Consider the following 18,135-nt stretch of genomic DNA (forward strand, 5'->3'; position numbering starts at 1 on the left):
TCTCCTTTACTCAGCCTATGATTTCAGCGGCTATTTTTTGAATAGCTTCAATATTATTTTTTGCCTTGCAAGAAAGAGTTTCTTCTTTTTCCATTTCTTCTATGATATTTTTAATTTGTTGTACAGCCATTTTTTGTTTTAAAAATCTTTCTACTAACTGTAATTTATTTTCATAGTTACATAATATATTTTCGGCTCTTTTTAATTGGTCACGAACCGCTTGACGGCTAATAGAAAGTTCTTCTCCTATTTCACTTAGTGATAAATCATTCTGGTAGTACATTTCATATACTAATTTTTGTTTTTCTGTTAGTAATTCTCCATAAAAATCATAAAGTAGTGTTAACTGTAAAATCTCTTTCATAATTGCTTGCCTCCATATCAGGCTGTAAAGTATTTTACCTTCACCTCAAGTAGGGTATCATATTTTAAATACTATGTCAAGCTTTTTTACTTTACATCAATTATTTTTTTATTAATACTTTTTTATTTTTATGTTATACTCAAATAAATTGATTATAATAGGAGAAAATTTATGTTTAAAATAGATGTTTATAATATGCACTGGTTAGACGAGCTTAGTAATAAAGAAGAAGATTTATGTTTACATGGTCATGCTACTACTTTCATTGGCACAAAAAAATTAGAATATGATGCTACAGTAAGTGCAACTGCTTTATATTTATTAAAATCTCTTACAGAAAATCACATTATAAATGAAGATAATCAAATGTTACCTTGTTGTGGCTTTTCTCTGATTGCTGATGATAAATCAGAAAATGTAATAATAGTTGGTTGTAATAATGGTATTGATTGGTCTATTATTCATGAAGGAGAAAATATAAAATTGATTTTAGAAGATGACTCAGAAACTATAGTATCACTACAAGAATACAAAAATGAAGTATTTCAATTTGCGGATAAAGTGGAAGCATTCTATAAAGCAAGTCCTCCCAGAAAGCTACCAAAATGTGAATTTGATAGAAATGGATATATTACATTTTGGAAAGAATGGCATAGAAGAAGAACAGAATAAATAATTAGGGAAACTTTTCATTTATGAAAAATTTCCCTTTTCTATATTATTTAAAATAAATTTTTTGATACTTCTTGATTTGTACGAGAAATCAATTCTTTCAAAGAAATATCTATAACAGTATCTCCTAAAATATTTAACTCTCCACTGTTAAGCATAGCAGTTAATTTTGCTTTTACTGCTGTTTTTTGTTGTAATTGCTGAGTAGAAAGTGTAGGCATATCAAGTGATTGTGACAATTTCATTATTCCGGACAAATTTGCTGCACTCAATGTACCTCCAGCCAAATCAAACAATCCAGAGGAATTTGGAGTACCTGTTAAACCATACAAAAGCATTTCATGTCTTAATTGTCCCTCTAATTGCAGCTGCATGAAATATTTATGACGTAAAGAGCGTTCTGTCCAAAAATCTAACGCCATATCAGTACCTACACCACTACTACTTTCAGAATAAGAAAATCTTCCTTGACTATGTGATTGTGCATTGACAATTTCTCCATTTTCTCCTATTGCTACACAGCGAGAACTTCTTGCAGTAATTCCTGGCATGATTGCTTCATTTCTTGCTGCATCAAATTCAAACCATTTATTAATCCTATCATATATTTCTTTTGCATATTCTGGTTCTTTTTCCATACGTTCCTGTACTTTAGGGTGAATTACTACCGCCGTTGTACCTACTGGCACAGAACTTAAAGCTTTTATTTCTTTTGGAGCAGTAAATACACCACCTATAGAACCATAAAAAGGATTTTCTCCTGTAGGTTTCCAATTTTCTAATGCTTCTGTATCAATATCATCTTGATAAAGTAAATAATGTGGATAGTCGTTTCTTGTTCTCCAATAACTACTACTTGCATCAAAAACATGATATTTTAAATTTGGATATTTTGCTTTTAACATACCTTCTAATGTTGTTTGTTGTACTTGTGAAGTATCTTCTACTGACGAAATATTTCCTGCTGATGGAACATTTTGTGTAGAAGAAATCATATCTGGAGATAAAACAAATTCTATATCATATTTTGGTTTTGTTGATGCTGTTGGTATTGTTGAAAAATCTATTCTGTTTGTTGTTGTATTTGAACTTGTCTTTGTTGTATCTTGTTTTTTTGTTGGTATTGTTGAAAAATCTACTCTCTTTGTTGTTGTATTTGAACTTGTCTTTGCATTCGTTTTTATAGGAACACTTGGTTTTGTCTGTGTTTTTGGTTTTGTCTGTGTTTTTGGTTTTGTTTGATTATTTGTTTTTGTTATCATATCTTTAAATGTTGTATTTTCTGTTGTATTTTTTTTAGAATTTTTGTTTGTTTTTGGTATATTTACATTTACAAACTCTACATTATTCGATTTTACTGTATTTGCTTTTACTGTTTTTGCTGTAGTTACTTCTGGTTTACTAGCATTTGTAAATTTTACATTTCCACTCACTGTCTGCATACTTTTTTGCCCCCATATCTATATTAAAATGTTTATATTTTTAAATTTAACATTGAATTTGTAGTATGATGAAATTGTTGTGCTGCATCTTCTTGTATTGCCTTCATTATATTTTTCATATCTGTGTCATTTATATGGACTATACCATATTTAGAAGCAGCAACTTTTTCATTTACAATTTTTTCCACTTTACTTTTTTTGTTATCTGTTTTTTCTGTTTTCTTTTTTTCTAATGTTTTTTGTAATTCTTCTTTTTTTTCTGTAACCTTTTCTTTGGATTTTTCTATAAATTTTTCGGTATTTTTCTTTGTTTTTTCTCGAATTTTAGCATTTAATTTATCTTCTTTTTTGGTAAAAGAAATAGAACAATATTTTCCATTTTCATCTATATAGCTATGACGATATACAACTGTTCTGTCAGTAGCCTTATTAATACCATCTACTAACCTCGTCATTGTTTCAACACCTTTTATCATTTCCATAGTTTCTTTTTCTTGTTCTGGATTATTTTGCATTTTTTCTATTAGCTTTGGATTTACTGTAAGTGTTTTTCCTGTTTTTGCTGTTGAAAATCCATATCCAACTTTAAATTCTACACTTGGGACAAGTTTTTTTAGTTTGTTTATATAATCTGTTGTGCTTTCTGATTTACTATTTGTTGTTTCTATTACTTCTCCCTTTTGTGTTGTTTCTTTTTTTGAGGAAGTATATTTATTTTCGTATACATTATTATAATTTCCCATTCCCACAATTGCCATATTTTTGCCCTCCTTTATAACACCGCCTGCTATACTAAATGCTAATATTATAGTATCAATACCACTATAATATAATATCGTCAAAATATGGTAATACTTTACACTTTTCCATAAAAATAAGAAACCACTCCATATACAAATATACTTTATGATTTCCTATTTTTATTATTATTCTCCAAATAGTGCCTTTGCAAATTCTTTTGCATCAAATTTTTGCAAATCTTTTATACCTTCTCCTACACCAATATATCTTACTGGCAATTTCAATTCAGATTTAATTGCAATAACAATACCACCTTTTGCAGTGCCGTCCAATTTTGTCAATATAATTCCTGTAATATCAGCTACTTCTTGAAACAGTTTCGCCTGTTGCATAGCATTTTGCCCTGTGGTAGCATCTAGCACTAAATAAATTTCTTTATGTGCTTGAGGATATTCTCTTTCAATTACTTTTGCAATTTTTTTCAGTTCCTCCATAAGATTTTTTTTGTTATGAAGCCTACCAGCAGTATCACATATCAGCAAATCTACATTTCTATTTTTTGCTGCATTGACTGCATCAAACACTACTGCTGCTGGGTCAGAATTTTCTTGATGTTTAATCACATCAATGCCTGCCCTTTGTCCCCAAACCTCTAACTGGTCAATAGCCGCTGCCCTAAAAGTATCTGCTGCTCCTAAAAGCACATTTTTTCCTTGTTCTTTAAAATTATGAGATAATTTCCCTATTGTAGTTGTTTTTCCTACACCATTTACACCTATTACTAGCATAACTGTTGGAGAAGGTAAATTTTCCTGTTGTTGTGTATCTTCTTCTAATATTGCTGTAATTTCTTCTATCAACATTCCTCTAATTGCTTGAGGGTCAGTAATATGTTCTTTTTTGACACGTTTACGCAAATTCTCAATAATGTTCATTGTTGTCTGAACACCTATGTCTGCCATAATAAGTACTTCTTCTAATTCCTCAAATAAATCTTCATCTATTTTTGTAAATGCTCCTAGAACATTATCCACACCGCCTAATATGTTCTTTCTTGTTTTATCCAAACCAGCAAATAATTTTGCAAAAAATCCTTTTTTCTTTTCTTTTGTTTGTTCTGTGTTTTGTTCTTGTTCTGCTTGCTGTATTTGTTGTGAAACTTCTTCTGCTTCCTGTTCTACTTTTTCTATTTGTTCTAATTCTTCTGCTCGTTCTATTTGTTCTGTTTGTTCTAATTCCTCTGTTTTTGATGTAGACATTTCTACTGCTTTTGTTAATGCTTGTTGTATTGTTTTTGCTTCTTCCTCTGTTAATGGTGGCACTTGTTTTAAATCCGCTGTTTCTTGATAAAGTTTTCCTCCTGTTGCAGTATGGAGTTCTATTTCTTCCCCATCAATGGCTTTGTGTACTGCTTGATTGATAGCAGTAGTGTTGTCTTCTCCTACTAAGTCTAATTTTATTGTACTTTCTTTTTTTTCAGCAGAAGATAATTCTATTTCAATATCATTTAATTCTATGCTATCGCTATATTGTTTAATTTCTATTTCTTTTGTTTCTTCTTTCTTTTTTCCTTTTAAAAAATCAAATAAACCCATTTTTTTATACACCTCATTTTTATTTATATATATGCTTTATCTTCAAAATTAACAGAAATCATTTTAGATACTCCTTTTTCTTGCATTGTCACACCATACATTACATCTGCTGCTTCCATAGTACCCTTTCTATGTGTAATTACTATAAATTGTGTATCTTTTGAAAATTTTTTCAAATAATCTGCATACCTTTTTACATTTGCATCATCTAAAGCTGCCTCAATTTCATCTAATATACAAAAAGGAGAAGGTTTCATTTTTAATATAGAAAACAATATTGCAATCGCTGTCAATGCTCTTTCTCCTCCTGATAGCAGCAACATATTTTGAAGGCTTTTTCCTGGTGGTTGTGCAATAATTTCTATAGAGGACTCCAATACTTTCGTTTCATCACTTAGTTTTAAATAGGCTTTTCCTCCCCCAAACATTTCACGAAATACCTCTCCGAAATTTTTAGATATGACATCAAATTGTTCTCGAAATCTATCTTCCATCATTTGAGATAAATCTGAAATAAGCAAACGTAATTTTTGTTCCGCTTCTAATATATCTGTTCTTTGTGCTGTCAAAAAACTATAACGCTGTTTTACTTCTTTATAATTTTCAATAGCTTCTACATTTACAGCACCCAGTTCTTTTATTTGGTTTTTCCATTGCTTAGCGTCAGATTTTAATTTTTGATAAGAAATTGACTGCACTTGTGTATCATATTGTTGTTTTACCATCTGATACGTCATTTCATATTCTTCCCATATTTCATCAAAAAGTCTTTGTTTTTCTTCTGTAATTTTTTCTTGTTTTGTTTCTATACGAAATATTTCATTGTCTAATCGAGAAATTGTTTCTGTCATTTCTTTTTGTTGTTGTTCAAATATTGTAATTTCTTTCTTTTTTTGTTCTCTTTTTTCTGTTAATACTGTAAAAACAGACTGCTGTTTTTGTTCTTGTTGTTTATAATAAATATTTTTTTGTTCTAATTCTTTTTGTTCTAATTCTTTTTGTTCTTTCAATTCCTGAAAAGAAATAATTTCTTGTTGTTTTTGTTGTTGTTCTTTTTCTAATACAACATTTTGCTGTTTCAAACGTTGTATATTATCTTTTATAGCTTTTTTATTTTGTTGTTCTGTCGAAATGTTTACTTTTAATTCTGTTATAATATTTAAAATAGTTTCTCTTTGTTGTTTTTCTTCTGTCATATTATATTGAAATGTAGAAAGTTTTTCATTAATATCATTCATTTTTTGTTCTGCTTGTTCTAATATTTTTTTAAATTGTATCATTTCTTTCTCAGCATATTCACATTGTTCTATTATCTGTTTTTGTTCCAAATCATATAGTTTTTGTTTTTGTTGTCTTTCTAACAACAAATTTTCTGTATTTTGTTTATCTTGTTCATTTTTTTGTAAAGATAATTGTATTTCTTGCTTTTTCATTTGTTTCTGCATAGAAAGCTGATTTGTTTGTTCTAATTGTTGTTCTAGTGACTGCAAATGTTTTTGACAATTTTGTAAAAGTATTTGTTCTTTTTTTATATCTTCCGACAAATCATTGATTTCTCTACTTCTACTAAAAACACTTGTTGTTTTTTTTGCTATACTTCCACCTGTTATAGCACCGCCTATATTAAATAAATCTCCTTCTAATGTTACCATACGATATTGATTATGATACTTTTTAGACAGCAAAACAGCAATATCAATATTTTCTACTATCACTGTTCTACCTAAAAGAGATTGCATTACATTGTCATAAACTGTATCATATTCTACTAAATCACTTGCTACACCTAATACACCACTTTCTGACAGTATTTCCTCTTTTATTAATTTTTTTCCTTTTACAGAAGTAATAGGCAAAAACGTAGCACGCCCTAAATGATACTGTTTTAAATACTGTACTGCCTCTTTGGCATCATATTCTGTTTTTGTAACAATATTTTGTATACTACCTCCTAATGCAATTTCAATAGCCGTTTCATATTTTTCAGTTACATGAAGCAGTTCTCCCACTACGCCACAAATTCCTTGCCACTTTTCATTTTTAGAGTATTTCAAATGTAATATACTTTTTACACTTTTATAGTATCCTTCATGCTCTTTTTCCATTTCAGAAAGAACAGAAAAGCGAGAACGTTTTTGTGTCAATTGTTGTTCTCTTTCCTTCTGTTCTTTAGAAATATATTCTTTTTCAGTACACAATTTTTTTATGTCTTGTTGTAACTGTAAAAGTACTGTATCTATTTCTTTTTGTTGTATTTCAAAATCTTTTTTTTGTTTTAAAAGTACTTCATTATGTATTTGCTGTGTATGAATTTGGTCTTTTAAATATTCTTTTTCTGAAAAAAGTTGTTTTTGCCTTTGCTCAAACTGTTCCAATAAAGACTGTCTTTGACTCATATCACCCTTTGCTTCTGTACTAATGCGTATTTGTTCCACCATTTCACTTTTATAATCTTCCATATTTTTCTCATTCTCAGAAAGATTAGTGTTTAATTCTTCAAAAGCTTTTTCTTGTTGTTGTAGTTTTTCTTTTGCACTCTTTGTTGTCATATCAACAGCTGTTATTTTTGTTAAAAGTAATTGTTCCTCTTTTTTATTTTGCTGTTGTTGTTCTTGACAGTAAGTATTTTCTTTTTCTAAACGTTGTATATTTTGCAAAAAATGTTGTATTTGTTCTTTTGCTAAACGAATATCACTTTCTGTTTTTTCTTGCTGAGAGCGAAAAGAAATTATTTGTTGTTGCGTTTTTTGTATTTCATTTTTTAATTGCTCTGATTGTTGTTGTATATTTTGTTTTTGTTCTGCTTTTTGTTTATTTTCTTTCAAAAAGTTTTGTCTATTTTCTAATGCAATGTCTTTATTATTTTGCTGTTTTATATACTCTTTTTCTATATTATCTATATCTGTACAAAACATAGTCAAAATTGCATATTTTACTTTTGCTTTTAAATCCAAATATATTTTTGCTTTGCTAGATTGTTTTTCTAAACCTTCCATTTGTCCCTCTAACTCTGCAATAATATCTTCTACTCTTGTTAAATTTTGCTGTTCTTTTTCTAATTTTATAATTGCTTCATTTTTACGCACTTTATATTTTACAATGCCTGCTGCTTCCTCAAATATACGCCTTCTGTCATCTGCCTTTGCACTTAATAATTCATCAATGCGACCTTGTCCTACTATAGAATATCCTTCTCGTCCTACTCCTGTATCCATAAATAACTCATGAATATCTTTTAATCGGCAGTTTGTGCCATTAATTTGATATTCACTTTCTCCTGAACGATATACTCTACGTATTACAGTAACTTCTGTATAATCAATGGGCATTTTTTGGTCTTGATTATCAATGGTAATAGCTACTTCTGCAAATCCCAATGCTTTTCTTGTTTCTGTACCAGCAAATATAACATCTTCCATTTTATCACCACGAAGTGATTTCGCTTTTTGTTCTCCTAGTACCCATCTTACTGCATCAGATACATTACTTTTTCCGCTTCCATTTGGTCCTACTACTGCTGTAATACCCTTATTAAATTCTAATTTTACTTTATCTGAAAAAGATTTAAAACCATGTACACTTAACTGTTTTAAATACATTGATACACCTCTTTGATATAAAATAATTATGTCAATATTCTACCACCCACTATAGTACATATTACTTTACCTTTTACTCTTTTTCCTGCAAAAGGTGAGAATTTTGCTTTTGAAACAAATTTCTCAGGCTGTATAGTATAACTTTCTTCTAAATCTACTATTACTAAATCCCCGTCCATACCTTCCGCAATTTTTCCTTTTTTTTGTAATCCTAATATTTCTGCAGGTTTTGTAGAAAGCAATTCTACCAGTTTACTTAACGGCACTTTTTGTTGTACTACTAATTTACTATAACTTAATGCAAATGCTGTTTCAAATGCAGAAATACCATAATCTGCATTATCAAATTCTTTATTTTTATCTGTTAATTTTGTAGGGCTATGTCCTGATGTAATAACATCAATCGTTCCATCTAATATCCCTTCAATAATTGCTTTTACATCTTCTTTTGTTCTCAGTGGCGGTTTTACTTTTGCCAATGTATTATAATTTTCAACAGCTTCTTCTGTTAATAAAAAATAATGAGGACTTGTTTCACAAGTAATACGTGTTCCTCTTTTTTTGGCTTCTCTAATTAACTGTACAGAGCCTTTTGTTGTAACATTTGAAATATGTAATTTTGCTCCCATACCTTCTGCTAATATAATATTTCTTGTCACAATTACTTCTTCTGCTTCTCTTGGTATACCCAAAAGTCCCAAACTAGAAGACATATATCCCTCATTCATAACACCCTTTCCTGCAAGATTTTTGTCCTCACAGTGTGTTAACACAGGCATATCAAACATTTTAGAATAGCGAAATACATTCGCTAAAAAAGAGGCGTTCATAATAGAACGTCCACCATCAGCAATCCCTACAATACCTGCTTCGTGCATTTCTCCAATTTCTGACATATGTTCTCCTAAACACCCTACTGACATACTACCATAAGGAAATATATTCACAAGAGAATATTCTTTACTTTTTGAAACAATATATTCTACTACTGTTTTATTGTCTATTGCTGGATTTGTATTTGGTTCACAAGTAATACTCGTAAATCCTCCTCTTGCTGCACTACAAGAAGCTGTTTCAATATCTTCTATATATTCATATCCTGGGTCACAAACGCTACAATGCATATCAATAAATCCAGGTAATATATATTTTCCTTCTGCATCTAATATTTCTGCTTCATTTTCTTCTAAATTTTCACCAATTTTACGTATTATACCATCTTCCATATAAATATCAAGGCGTTTATGATGATTAAAATCTTTTCCTATAATACGACCATTTTTTACAATACTTTTCATTTTAATCCGCCTCCTATCTGTGATAAAATATACAGCATTGCCATACGTACTGCCACACTATTGGCTATTTGGTCATTAATAATACATCTTTTACTATCTATAACATCAGCAGAAATTTCAATACCCCTTTGTATAGGTCCTGGGTGCATTATAATCGTATCTGGTTTTGCATAGTGAAGTAAATTTTCATCTACTCTAAAAAAATGTTTATATTCTGTTAAAGAAGGCACTAAATTTTTATTTTTTGTTTCATTTTTCATTCTACTTGTCAATATGACATCTGCCCCTGCTACTGCTTTTTTAGCATCATAATAAACATCTACACCAAATTTTTGAATGTCTGAAGGCAAAAGTGTAGGAGGACCTGAAACACAAACACTTGCCCCTAATTTCGTCAACGCCCATATATTGCTTTTACAAACGCGACTATGTATTAAATCTCCTATAATTGCTACACGGAGTCCTTTAAAATCTCCTTTTTGTTCTTTTATTGTCATCAAATCCAACAAAGACTGTCCTGGATTTTCATTAAATCCATCTCCTGCATTGACAACAGATGCACTTACATTTTTTGCTAATAATCTTGCTGCTCCTGCCATAGGGTGACGCAATATAATAAAATCTGCTCCTGTTTGGTCAACCAACTGTCCCATATCTTGCAATTTTTCTTGATAATCATTTGTTGCCATTGTCATATCCACTACATTCGCACTTAAATGTTGTGCTGCCATTTCATAGGACAATTTTGCTCTGGCACTTGGTTCATAAAATAATATAATAACAGATTTTCCCTGTAAATGAGGCGACTTTTTATTCTTTTGATTTAATATATATTTCATTGTTTCTGCTGTGCTTAATATATATCGTATTTCTTCTGCTGTTAAGTCACGCATACCAAAAAAATCCTTCTTTTTAAAAACCATATATTAGCCTCCTATCTATCAGAAATACAATTCTATTTTATAAACGTACTTTTAATTTTTCTATCAATTTTAAAAAATATTCTGGAAGTGGTGCTTCAAATTCCATATATTGCTTTGTACTAGGGTGTACAAAGCCTAATACTTTTGCGTGTAGTACTTGTCCCTGTAATGAAAAAGGTTGTTTTTTACTACTATACACCATATCGCCCAAAAGCGGATGTCCTATTGACGTCATATGCACTCTAATTTGATGTGTACGTCCTGTTTCTAGTTGTGCCTCTATATAAGTATAATTTCCTAATCTTTCTAATACTTTATAATGTGTAACTGCATGGCGACTATTTTTTTGCGTAACAGCCATTTTTTTTCTATCTTGAGTGCTTCTTCCAATAGGTTTATTTATTGTTCCTTGTTCTTCTTTCATTCCATTAAACACAATAGCATGATATTTTCTTGTAATACTATGTTCCGCTAACTGCAATGCCAAACACTGATGTGCTTTGTCATTTTTTGCTACCATCAATACACCAGAGGTATCTTTATCAATTCTATGTACAATGCCTGGTCTTTGCTCCCCATTGATACCAGAAAGCTGGTCTTTACAGTGATACAAAAGTGCATTAACAAGCGTCCCTGTCATATGTCCTGCCGCAGGGTGCACTACCATACCCTGCGGTTTATTGACAACAATAATATCTTTATCTTCATACAATATATTAATATCTATATTTTCTGGCAATATTTTTACTGCCTCTACATCTGGTATTGTCAATACAACAACATCTTTTTCTCTTAATTTATAATTTGATTTTACATTGTTATCATTTACTTTTAAATGTTGTTGTTCTATTAACTTTTGTATTCTATTTCTAGAAATTGTTTGTTCTAATTCTTCTATTTGTTCTGTTACAAATACATCAATTCTTTTTGATTTATCTTCTTGTTCTGCTACCCATGTTAAAACTTCCATTTTTACTCCTTTTATGTTATGTTTCTTTTTTTTCTTCTTCTTTTATTACAAAAAGACTTAAAAACAATATAAAACAAGCTCCTATTACAACATAAATATCGGCTAAATTAAATACTGGCCATTTTATAAATGTCACTTCTAAAAAATCTACTACATATCCTCTTATAGCTCTATCAATGACATTTCCTATCGCTCCCGACAGTACAAGAACTAAACCACATTTTAGCCAACTATATTCTTTTGTTTTAGGTAATTTATAAAAACTATAAATAATGCCTACTGTAACAACAACTGTCAAAAGAATAAAAAATACTCTTTGTCCTGACAATATGCCAAATGCTGCTCCTCTATTTTCTACAAATGTAAAATCCAAAAATCCTTTTATTACAACTGTATTTTTAATTGGTTTTAGCTTTGTCAATGCCTGCCATTTTGTAATTTGGTCTAATAATACTAGTACAATTACTGTTATTGCAGAAATAATATAAAATTGTTTTTCATTGTTATTTTTCATTATATTTTCACCACGAAATTGATTGCTTCCATAATTTCTTTTTCTGACACTTCACTTGTAGTATAAACCTCTCCTATTCCTTTTGGCAATACAAAGCGAATTTTATTTTGTTTTACTTTTTTATCTAAAAACATTTGCTCATAAATACTTTTTTGTGATACATTATTTACACAAATAGGTAAATCAAAATATTGCAAAAGTTGTTTCACTTGTTGTAATTGTTGTTGTGTTATTTCTTTTCTTTTTCTTGCTAATTCTAATATTGCAATTATTCCTAATGCTACACATTCTCCATGAAGTAGCTCAAATTCTAACTTTGTTTCAATTGCATGGCCAATAGTATGACCAAAATTTAATATTTCTCTTAAACCATTTTCTTTTTCATCTTTAGAAACAACATCTGCTTTCATTAAACAACATTGTTTTATCATATCACACAAAACAGTATGCTCCATAGATTTTATAGATTGTTTTTGTTCTATTAGAAATTGAAAAAATTGTTCCGAAAGTATACAGCCATATTTTATAACTTCTGCCATGCCTGCTGAAAATTCTCTTTTAGGTAATGTTTCTAATGTAGCTGTATTGATATATACAAATTCTGGCTGATAAAATGCTCCTATACTATTTTTGGCTCCATTAAAATCAACACCTGTTTTTCCTCCTACACTACTGTCTACTTGTGCTAATAATGTAGTTGGTATTTGTATAAAAGGTATTCCTCTCAAATAAGTAGCTGCTGAAAAACCAGCCATATCTCCACATACGCCGCCGCCTAATGCTACAACAACTGTTTTTCTATCAAAACGATTTTGTTGAAAAAATTTATAAAAATCGTATATTGTTTCTAAATTTTTATATTGCTCTCCTGCTTTAAAACAATAATAATACACATCATCTGTTACTTTTTTTAATTGTTCTGTTATAGCTTGTCTATACAATTTATCTGTATTTTCATCTGCCACAATACACATTTTTCTATTTGAAAGTTTTTGCTCTTGTATTAATTCTGACAAATTGTTAAAAGATTGTTCTATTACAATAGGATATGTTTTTGCTGGTGTTGTTACTAATATACGTTCCATTTCTTCTATTCACCTCATTTTATTATTACAAAAGCTGCTGTAAATACTGATAAAACAGCACTCACCGCAGCTTTTCGCTTAGGATTGTTGTGGATTTTGAAATTCTTCTTCTCCTTGTTGATAGTTGGCTTCTTTCTGAGAAATAATTTCGTTTTTATCCAACAATTCAATTTCTGCATATAACAACAGTTTTACACGAGTTTTCATAAGCTCATAACGGCTTTCTAATCTATGTATATCTTGTTCTAATTCAAATGCTCGTGTTCTTGCACTGCCAATAATTTCTTCTGCTTTTGCAACAGCACTCTCTGTAATTTGTGCTGCTGCTGCTCTTGCATTTTCTTTAGTTTCTTCTGCTACTCTTTCTGCTAATGTCAATGTTTTCGCTAATGCTTTCTCAATAGATTGACTTGTTTGCTGTGGTAAAACTGGTGCTGCTGGTATTGGTGCTGTCTGTTGTTGTACCTTTGGTACTGGTGCTGTCATTTGAGAAGTATTACTATTTGACATATTGTTTAATTTCATTTTCATTTCTCTATTTTCTCTAAACAACTGTTCATAGTCTACACAAATTTCATCTAAAAAACGGTCAACTTCTTCTGGAGAATATCCAACTGCAACTTTTTTAAACTCCTTATCTTCAATATCAGATGGTCTAATCATGAAATAAATCCCCCTCGCTACAACAAAAAGCAGTATCATTCCCGCCCTATTGTTACAAAAATTCTATCTTTTTTTGTTACATTACCTATTTCAAAAAGTTTTGCACGTCCAAAACCTCTTATAGAAATCATATCTCCCTCTTTTAGTAGTAAAGAAGGATTTATTACAGTATTCCAATTTACTTGGACAATTTCTTTTTTAATATGCTGCTGCACTTTTGCTCTTGATATATGAAAAGCTGCACTTGCTACAGCATCTAATCGCAATGATGCTACTGTCATAGCATGATATTTCCATACTTTTTCAGGTAAAGTTACAACAAAAATATCACTTACAGACACCTTTACTTTTGTACGAGAAACAAATTCTAATGTCATCTGTACATATTCTGCTAAATCCTCATGAATATAACATATTGTTTCCTCTTCTAAAACAATAATATCCCCTACTTTTGCTCTATCTATACCTAAACCTAATATAGAACCTAAATAATCCCTATGACTTAAATTTGCTTGTCCAAATTTATTATTTTTAGTAATGTGCAATGCTTTTATAGGAAAATCTTTTTCTGTTAATTCCATATTATCAGGTGCAAATGCTATCATGCGTCTTTCACTTTCTGAACTTCCTCCAAAAGTCATTGCCTGTAAATATTGTATTTGTTTTACTTCTTCAAAAAAAATACTACTCTTTTCTCTATCTATGAAGTCTGTTGTTGTTTTTTTATGATGTATCATACTACTTTGTGCTGCATCTAATACTTTAGCAAATAAAAGTCTTTGTTGGGGTTGCATTTTTTTAAGCCATTGTTCTTTTTGCAAAGAATACTCCCCCTTTTTTGTCAAAATAGTTCCATTAATAGACTAATTATGAGCATTTGAACAAAATACAGCAATATTACTGCAAACCATGCAGAAAAATCTAACATCATACCTCCTAAAGGTGATTTATCTAACAATGACCTAATAGGAGAAAGTATAGGCTCTGTCAGTGTATACAAAAGTTGTACCAATGAATTGTTTCTTCCAATAGGAAGCCATGATAATATCACTCGAGCCAATATTAAAAACTCTAGTAATTTAAAAAAAGTATTCACTGTTTGTATTAATAGTATCTGCATATATTCTGCCTTTCTTTCTTAATTATTTATTACTTGCCCAAGGAAATACGACACTACTTCTGCTTTTGATTTCCTCTTTAAATTCACCAGAAATTTCTACATTTTCAGGAGCAATTACAAAAATATTATTTGCTACTCTTTGTATGCTACCCTCTAATGAATAACAAGTTCCACTCAAAAAATCCATAATCCTCTGTGCTACAGGATATTCTACTTGTTCTAAATTTACTACAACAGGTTTTTTTGCTTTTACTTGGTCACAAATTTGTTGTGCATCTTCATAACAAGTAGGCTGTATCACAACTACCTGCATTTGTACATTTGTGTTAATACTATATACATTAGGATTTGTTCTGCTACTTGAGGAAGTTCTTCTGCTTGGTGAACTATATTCTGGTTCTCTATTTCTATTTACATCTCTTAAAGGTGTACGACGTTTTGCAGGTGGTTCTTCATATTCTTCTTCCTCTTCATATTCGTCATCATCTGGGTCATCATAATCTGGGTCATCATATTCGCCAAACATCAAGTCCCTTAATTTATCAAATACTTTTGCCACGTTACAAATTCCTCCCATATCTTATTTGACTTTGGTCACTATCCTCTTTTTTTATTTATTTCTGAGGATAAACTCTTTTGCCGAAAATATTGGTTCCAACTCTAACAATAGTTGCTCCTTCTTCAATGGCCACCTCAAAGTCATTAGACATGCCCATTGATAAAACGTTCATATGTACATTATCAATTTTTTCACTGTTAATGTCAACCAATAATTGTTTCATTCTTCTGAAACAATCCCTGTTTTCTTCTGGATTATCGACAAAAGGTGCTACTGTCATAAGACCTTTCACGGAAATATTGTCTAAAAAAGCAATATTTTGTATGAAAGAAAGTGTTTGTTCTGGTGAAACACCAAACTTACTTTCCTCTCCAGCCATATTCACTTCTACCAAAATATCCATATTTACATTTGCTTGCTTTGCACGCTTGCTAATTTCTTCTGCTAATTTAATACTATCCACAGAATGTATCATTTTTACTTTATCAATTATATATTTTACCTTATTTGTTTGCAAATGTCCAATTAAATGCCAACAAACTTCTTTTCCCATAGGTTCATATTTTTCTAAAATCTCCTGTACTCTATTTTCTCCAAGTTCTTTTAGTCCACAATCTACAGCTTGTTTAATATGTTCTACATCAATTGTTTTACTTACTGCCAACAATAAAACATCTTCTCTTTTTCTACCACTTTTTTGTACTGCTGTTGCAATTCTTTTTTCAATTTCTGCTATATTTTGTTTTATTTCGTCCATTTTTTACATTCCCTTCTGAAACTCTTTTAATACAATGTTTGATTTTCTCCAATATTTTTCGCATCTGAAACAATGGTATCATAAGCCTGTAATTCATAAGAACTGCTACCAGGACTTACAATAGTATATTCTTCATTTTGTCCTATAATTGTAATTGCTGTAAATTTTGCAATAGAACTATTTCCTACAAAAACGCCTTTCATTGTTTCTACTTCACTAATAGCATATGTATTTGGATTTTCTTCTACTGGTTCTATTACAGTATCCCCAACTTTTAAATTGCTAAAATCTTGTACCACATAGCCAAAGCCTTCTATAATACTATATCGTGTTAACTGTAAAGTAATAAATTCTTTTTTTCCATTTACTACTTTAAACACTCCCTGCTCTCCTTCATTTTCAACAATATAATTAATTGGTATTTTTAACACTGTTTTTTCTGTAATTGCATTATTTGGTATTTTAATGCCCTCTACTGATGTACTTTGTACACGGAAAGAAATATTTCTTAGCCCAATAACACTCAATATGTCTTGTGTAGCACTAAATACTACTCTAGCTTCTTTTTCATTAATAGAAAGTGTTTCTATTATAACTGGAAATCTTTTTTCTTCTTCATTAATTGTTGTATATAAATATTTTAATTCTCCCTCATTCCAGCCACTTACTACTTCTGGAGGTAAATAGGAAACGATATACCATTTATTATTTGTTACAATTTTAAACATCACTTCATTTTGTTCTACAGCACCTGTTTTAGAAAGATATTTTGGTGTTACTTGTGTAGAAACTTGTTTTTCTTCTATGGCATCTAAATTTTCTGGTGTTAAAACATCTTCTTGACCATCAATTTGAAAAGAAAGTAATCCACTTTTTTCTGCTTTTATTGTAGAAATACTATCAGCTAGTTGCTGTTCATATTGATTTTTTTCTTCAGAAAGATTAGATACTCCTTCTATATTTTCTGTTAACCAAATTTCTGTTCTTTGGTCCATTTCTGCCGCAATTTGATTTTTTAAAGAAGCAATATCCATAATGTTTTCATTCATAAATTTTCCATTATAAGTACTAATTAGTTGTGTAATATTATTTTCAATACGAGAAACATCTTCTTGAAATATAGAAAGGTCACTTCGCTTTTGTAAACTTTTTAAAATATCTTTATCTATATTATCAATTTTATCTTCTATTGCAGAAGAAGTTTCTTCATCTTTTATTACACATATCGTTTTTCCTTTTGGCACTTTTTCATTTTCAGAAAAATTATATACTGGCATACCTGCTCTATCACTTGTTACAATATATTCTTCTCTTACAATCAATCCCTTTAAACTAGAAGCACTTTCTATGCTTCCATATGTCACCATCTCTACTGGTACAGATGGTTTATTCAAAAATGCCCATATATAACCACAAAGATATATTGTAAAAAATAAAAATATCATAACAGTAAATACTTTATAACTTCCTTTTGGTGCTGGCATTTTTCTTGCAATGTGTTGTTTATTCTTTTGTGTTGACACTTTTACTTTATTTGTCTTTTGCGATTTTTGTACTTTTTTTGGTGTTGTATTTTTTTGTTGCTTTTGTACTGATGATAATTTTTTTCGAGTACTTGTTCTTTTCGGTATTGTAGTTCTTTTTTTATTTGAAGTATTCCCTGCCATAAACACCCTCCTTTAACGTTACGCATTTAGGCATTGTATCATTATAATATATTTTTTGTCATAGGTAAACCCAAAATTATAGAAATACTATAACTTAATTTATAATGTATTTATATTATTTCACTTTCTTATTATAATAAATTAGTATTAACATCACAAATCAACA

The 18,135-nt window shown here is 30.0% G+C and carries 17 protein-coding genes; 1 reads left to right on the forward strand and 16 read right to left on the reverse strand.

Translation table 11 applies throughout. The features are described from left to right. Window positions 1-10: 10 nt before the first annotated feature. The gene (gene ylxM, locus C820_RS00710) at window positions 11-364 is read right to left on the reverse strand and encodes a YlxM family DNA-binding protein (protein WP_004036243.1); all 354 of its coding nucleotides are present in this window, start codon (window positions 362-364) and stop codon (window positions 11-13) included. 171 nt (window positions 365-535) lie between these two features. On the opposite strand from ylxM, the gene C820_RS00715 reads away from it, so the two are divergent. Further along, window positions 536-1,036, forward strand: coding sequence for a hypothetical protein (locus C820_RS00715; RefSeq protein ID WP_004036242.1), 501 nt, complete (start codon window positions 536-538; stop codon window positions 1,034-1,036). Between the two features lie 50 nt (window positions 1,037-1,086). Here C820_RS00715 and C820_RS00720 read toward each other — a convergent pair whose 3' ends face one another. From C820_RS00720 to C820_RS00790, 15 genes are all read right to left on the reverse strand, one after another. Beyond that, the gene (locus tag C820_RS00720; RefSeq protein ID WP_004036240.1) at window positions 1,087-2,478 is read right to left on the reverse strand and encodes a hypothetical protein; all 1,392 of its coding nucleotides are present in this window, start codon (window positions 2,476-2,478) and stop codon (window positions 1,087-1,089) included. A gap of 32 nt (window positions 2,479-2,510) precedes the next feature. Continuing rightward, complete coding sequence (locus tag C820_RS00725; RefSeq protein ID WP_004036238.1) at window positions 2,511-3,236, reverse strand: hypothetical protein; 726 nt, start codon at window positions 3,234-3,236, stop codon at window positions 2,511-2,513. A gap of 168 nt (window positions 3,237-3,404) precedes the next feature. Continuing rightward, complete coding sequence (gene ftsY, locus C820_RS00730; protein WP_035296520.1) at window positions 3,405-4,367, reverse strand: signal recognition particle-docking protein FtsY; 963 nt, start codon at window positions 4,365-4,367, stop codon at window positions 3,405-3,407. A gap of 470 nt (window positions 4,368-4,837) precedes the next feature. Continuing rightward, on the reverse strand, window positions 4,838-8,413 hold the full coding sequence (gene smc, locus C820_RS00735) for a chromosome segregation protein SMC (protein ID WP_004036227.1): 3,576 nt from the start codon (window positions 8,411-8,413) through the stop codon (window positions 4,838-4,840). Between the two features lie 26 nt (window positions 8,414-8,439). Further along, window positions 8,440-9,711: a dihydroorotase gene (locus tag C820_RS00740; protein WP_004036225.1), complete on the reverse strand. Its 1,272-nt coding sequence runs from the start codon at window positions 9,709-9,711 to the stop codon at window positions 8,440-8,442. Continuing rightward, window positions 9,708-10,634, reverse strand: coding sequence for an aspartate carbamoyltransferase catalytic subunit (locus tag C820_RS00745; protein WP_004036223.1), 927 nt, complete (start codon window positions 10,632-10,634; stop codon window positions 9,708-9,710). Before C820_RS00745 ends, C820_RS00740 begins: the two co-directional genes overlap by 4 nt. A gap of 37 nt (window positions 10,635-10,671) precedes the next feature. Continuing rightward, the gene (locus C820_RS00750) at window positions 10,672-11,604 is read right to left on the reverse strand and encodes an RluA family pseudouridine synthase (RefSeq protein ID WP_004036221.1); all 933 of its coding nucleotides are present in this window, start codon (window positions 11,602-11,604) and stop codon (window positions 10,672-10,674) included. 16 nt (window positions 11,605-11,620) lie between these two features. Next, window positions 11,621-12,118 carry a signal peptidase II gene (lspA, locus tag C820_RS00755; protein WP_004036220.1) on the reverse strand — a complete coding sequence of 166 codons (498 nt, stop codon included), beginning with the start codon at window positions 12,116-12,118 and terminating at the stop codon, window positions 11,621-11,623. After that, complete coding sequence (gene aroB, locus C820_RS00760; RefSeq protein WP_004036219.1) at window positions 12,118-13,203, reverse strand: 3-dehydroquinate synthase; 1,086 nt, start codon at window positions 13,201-13,203, stop codon at window positions 12,118-12,120. Before aroB ends, lspA begins: the two co-directional genes overlap by 1 nt. A 78-nt stretch (window positions 13,204-13,281) precedes the next feature. Next, window positions 13,282-13,866 carry a DivIVA domain-containing protein gene (locus C820_RS00765; protein WP_004036217.1) on the reverse strand — a complete coding sequence of 195 codons (585 nt, stop codon included), beginning with the start codon at window positions 13,864-13,866 and terminating at the stop codon, window positions 13,282-13,284. 35 nt (window positions 13,867-13,901) lie between these two features. Further along, the gene (locus tag C820_RS00770; protein ID WP_004036212.1) at window positions 13,902-14,687 is read right to left on the reverse strand and encodes a YlmH family RNA-binding protein; all 786 of its coding nucleotides are present in this window, start codon (window positions 14,685-14,687) and stop codon (window positions 13,902-13,904) included. A 20-nt stretch (window positions 14,688-14,707) separates the two neighbouring features. Beyond that, complete coding sequence (locus C820_RS00775) at window positions 14,708-14,986, reverse strand: YggT family protein (RefSeq protein WP_004036211.1); 279 nt, start codon at window positions 14,984-14,986, stop codon at window positions 14,708-14,710. 22 nt (window positions 14,987-15,008) lie between these two features. After that, window positions 15,009-15,545: a cell division protein SepF gene (locus tag C820_RS00780; RefSeq protein WP_004036210.1), complete on the reverse strand. Its 537-nt coding sequence runs from the start codon at window positions 15,543-15,545 to the stop codon at window positions 15,009-15,011. Window positions 15,546-15,600: 55 nt separating this feature from the next. Continuing rightward, entirely contained in the window at window positions 15,601-16,302 is a 702-nt protein-coding gene (locus C820_RS00785; RefSeq protein ID WP_004036208.1) for a YggS family pyridoxal phosphate-dependent enzyme, read from the reverse strand. A 26-nt stretch (window positions 16,303-16,328) separates the two neighbouring features. Continuing rightward, on the reverse strand, window positions 16,329-17,969 hold the full coding sequence (locus C820_RS00790) for a biotin/lipoyl attachment domain-containing protein (RefSeq protein WP_004036204.1): 1,641 nt from the start codon (window positions 17,967-17,969) through the stop codon (window positions 16,329-16,331). Between the last annotated feature and the right edge of the window lie 166 nt (window positions 17,970-18,135).

The sequence above is a fragment of the Clostridium sp. MD294 genome (genome assembly GCF_000364165.2).
Taxonomy (GTDB): Bacteria; Bacillota; Clostridia; order Lachnospirales; family Anaerotignaceae; genus Coprocola.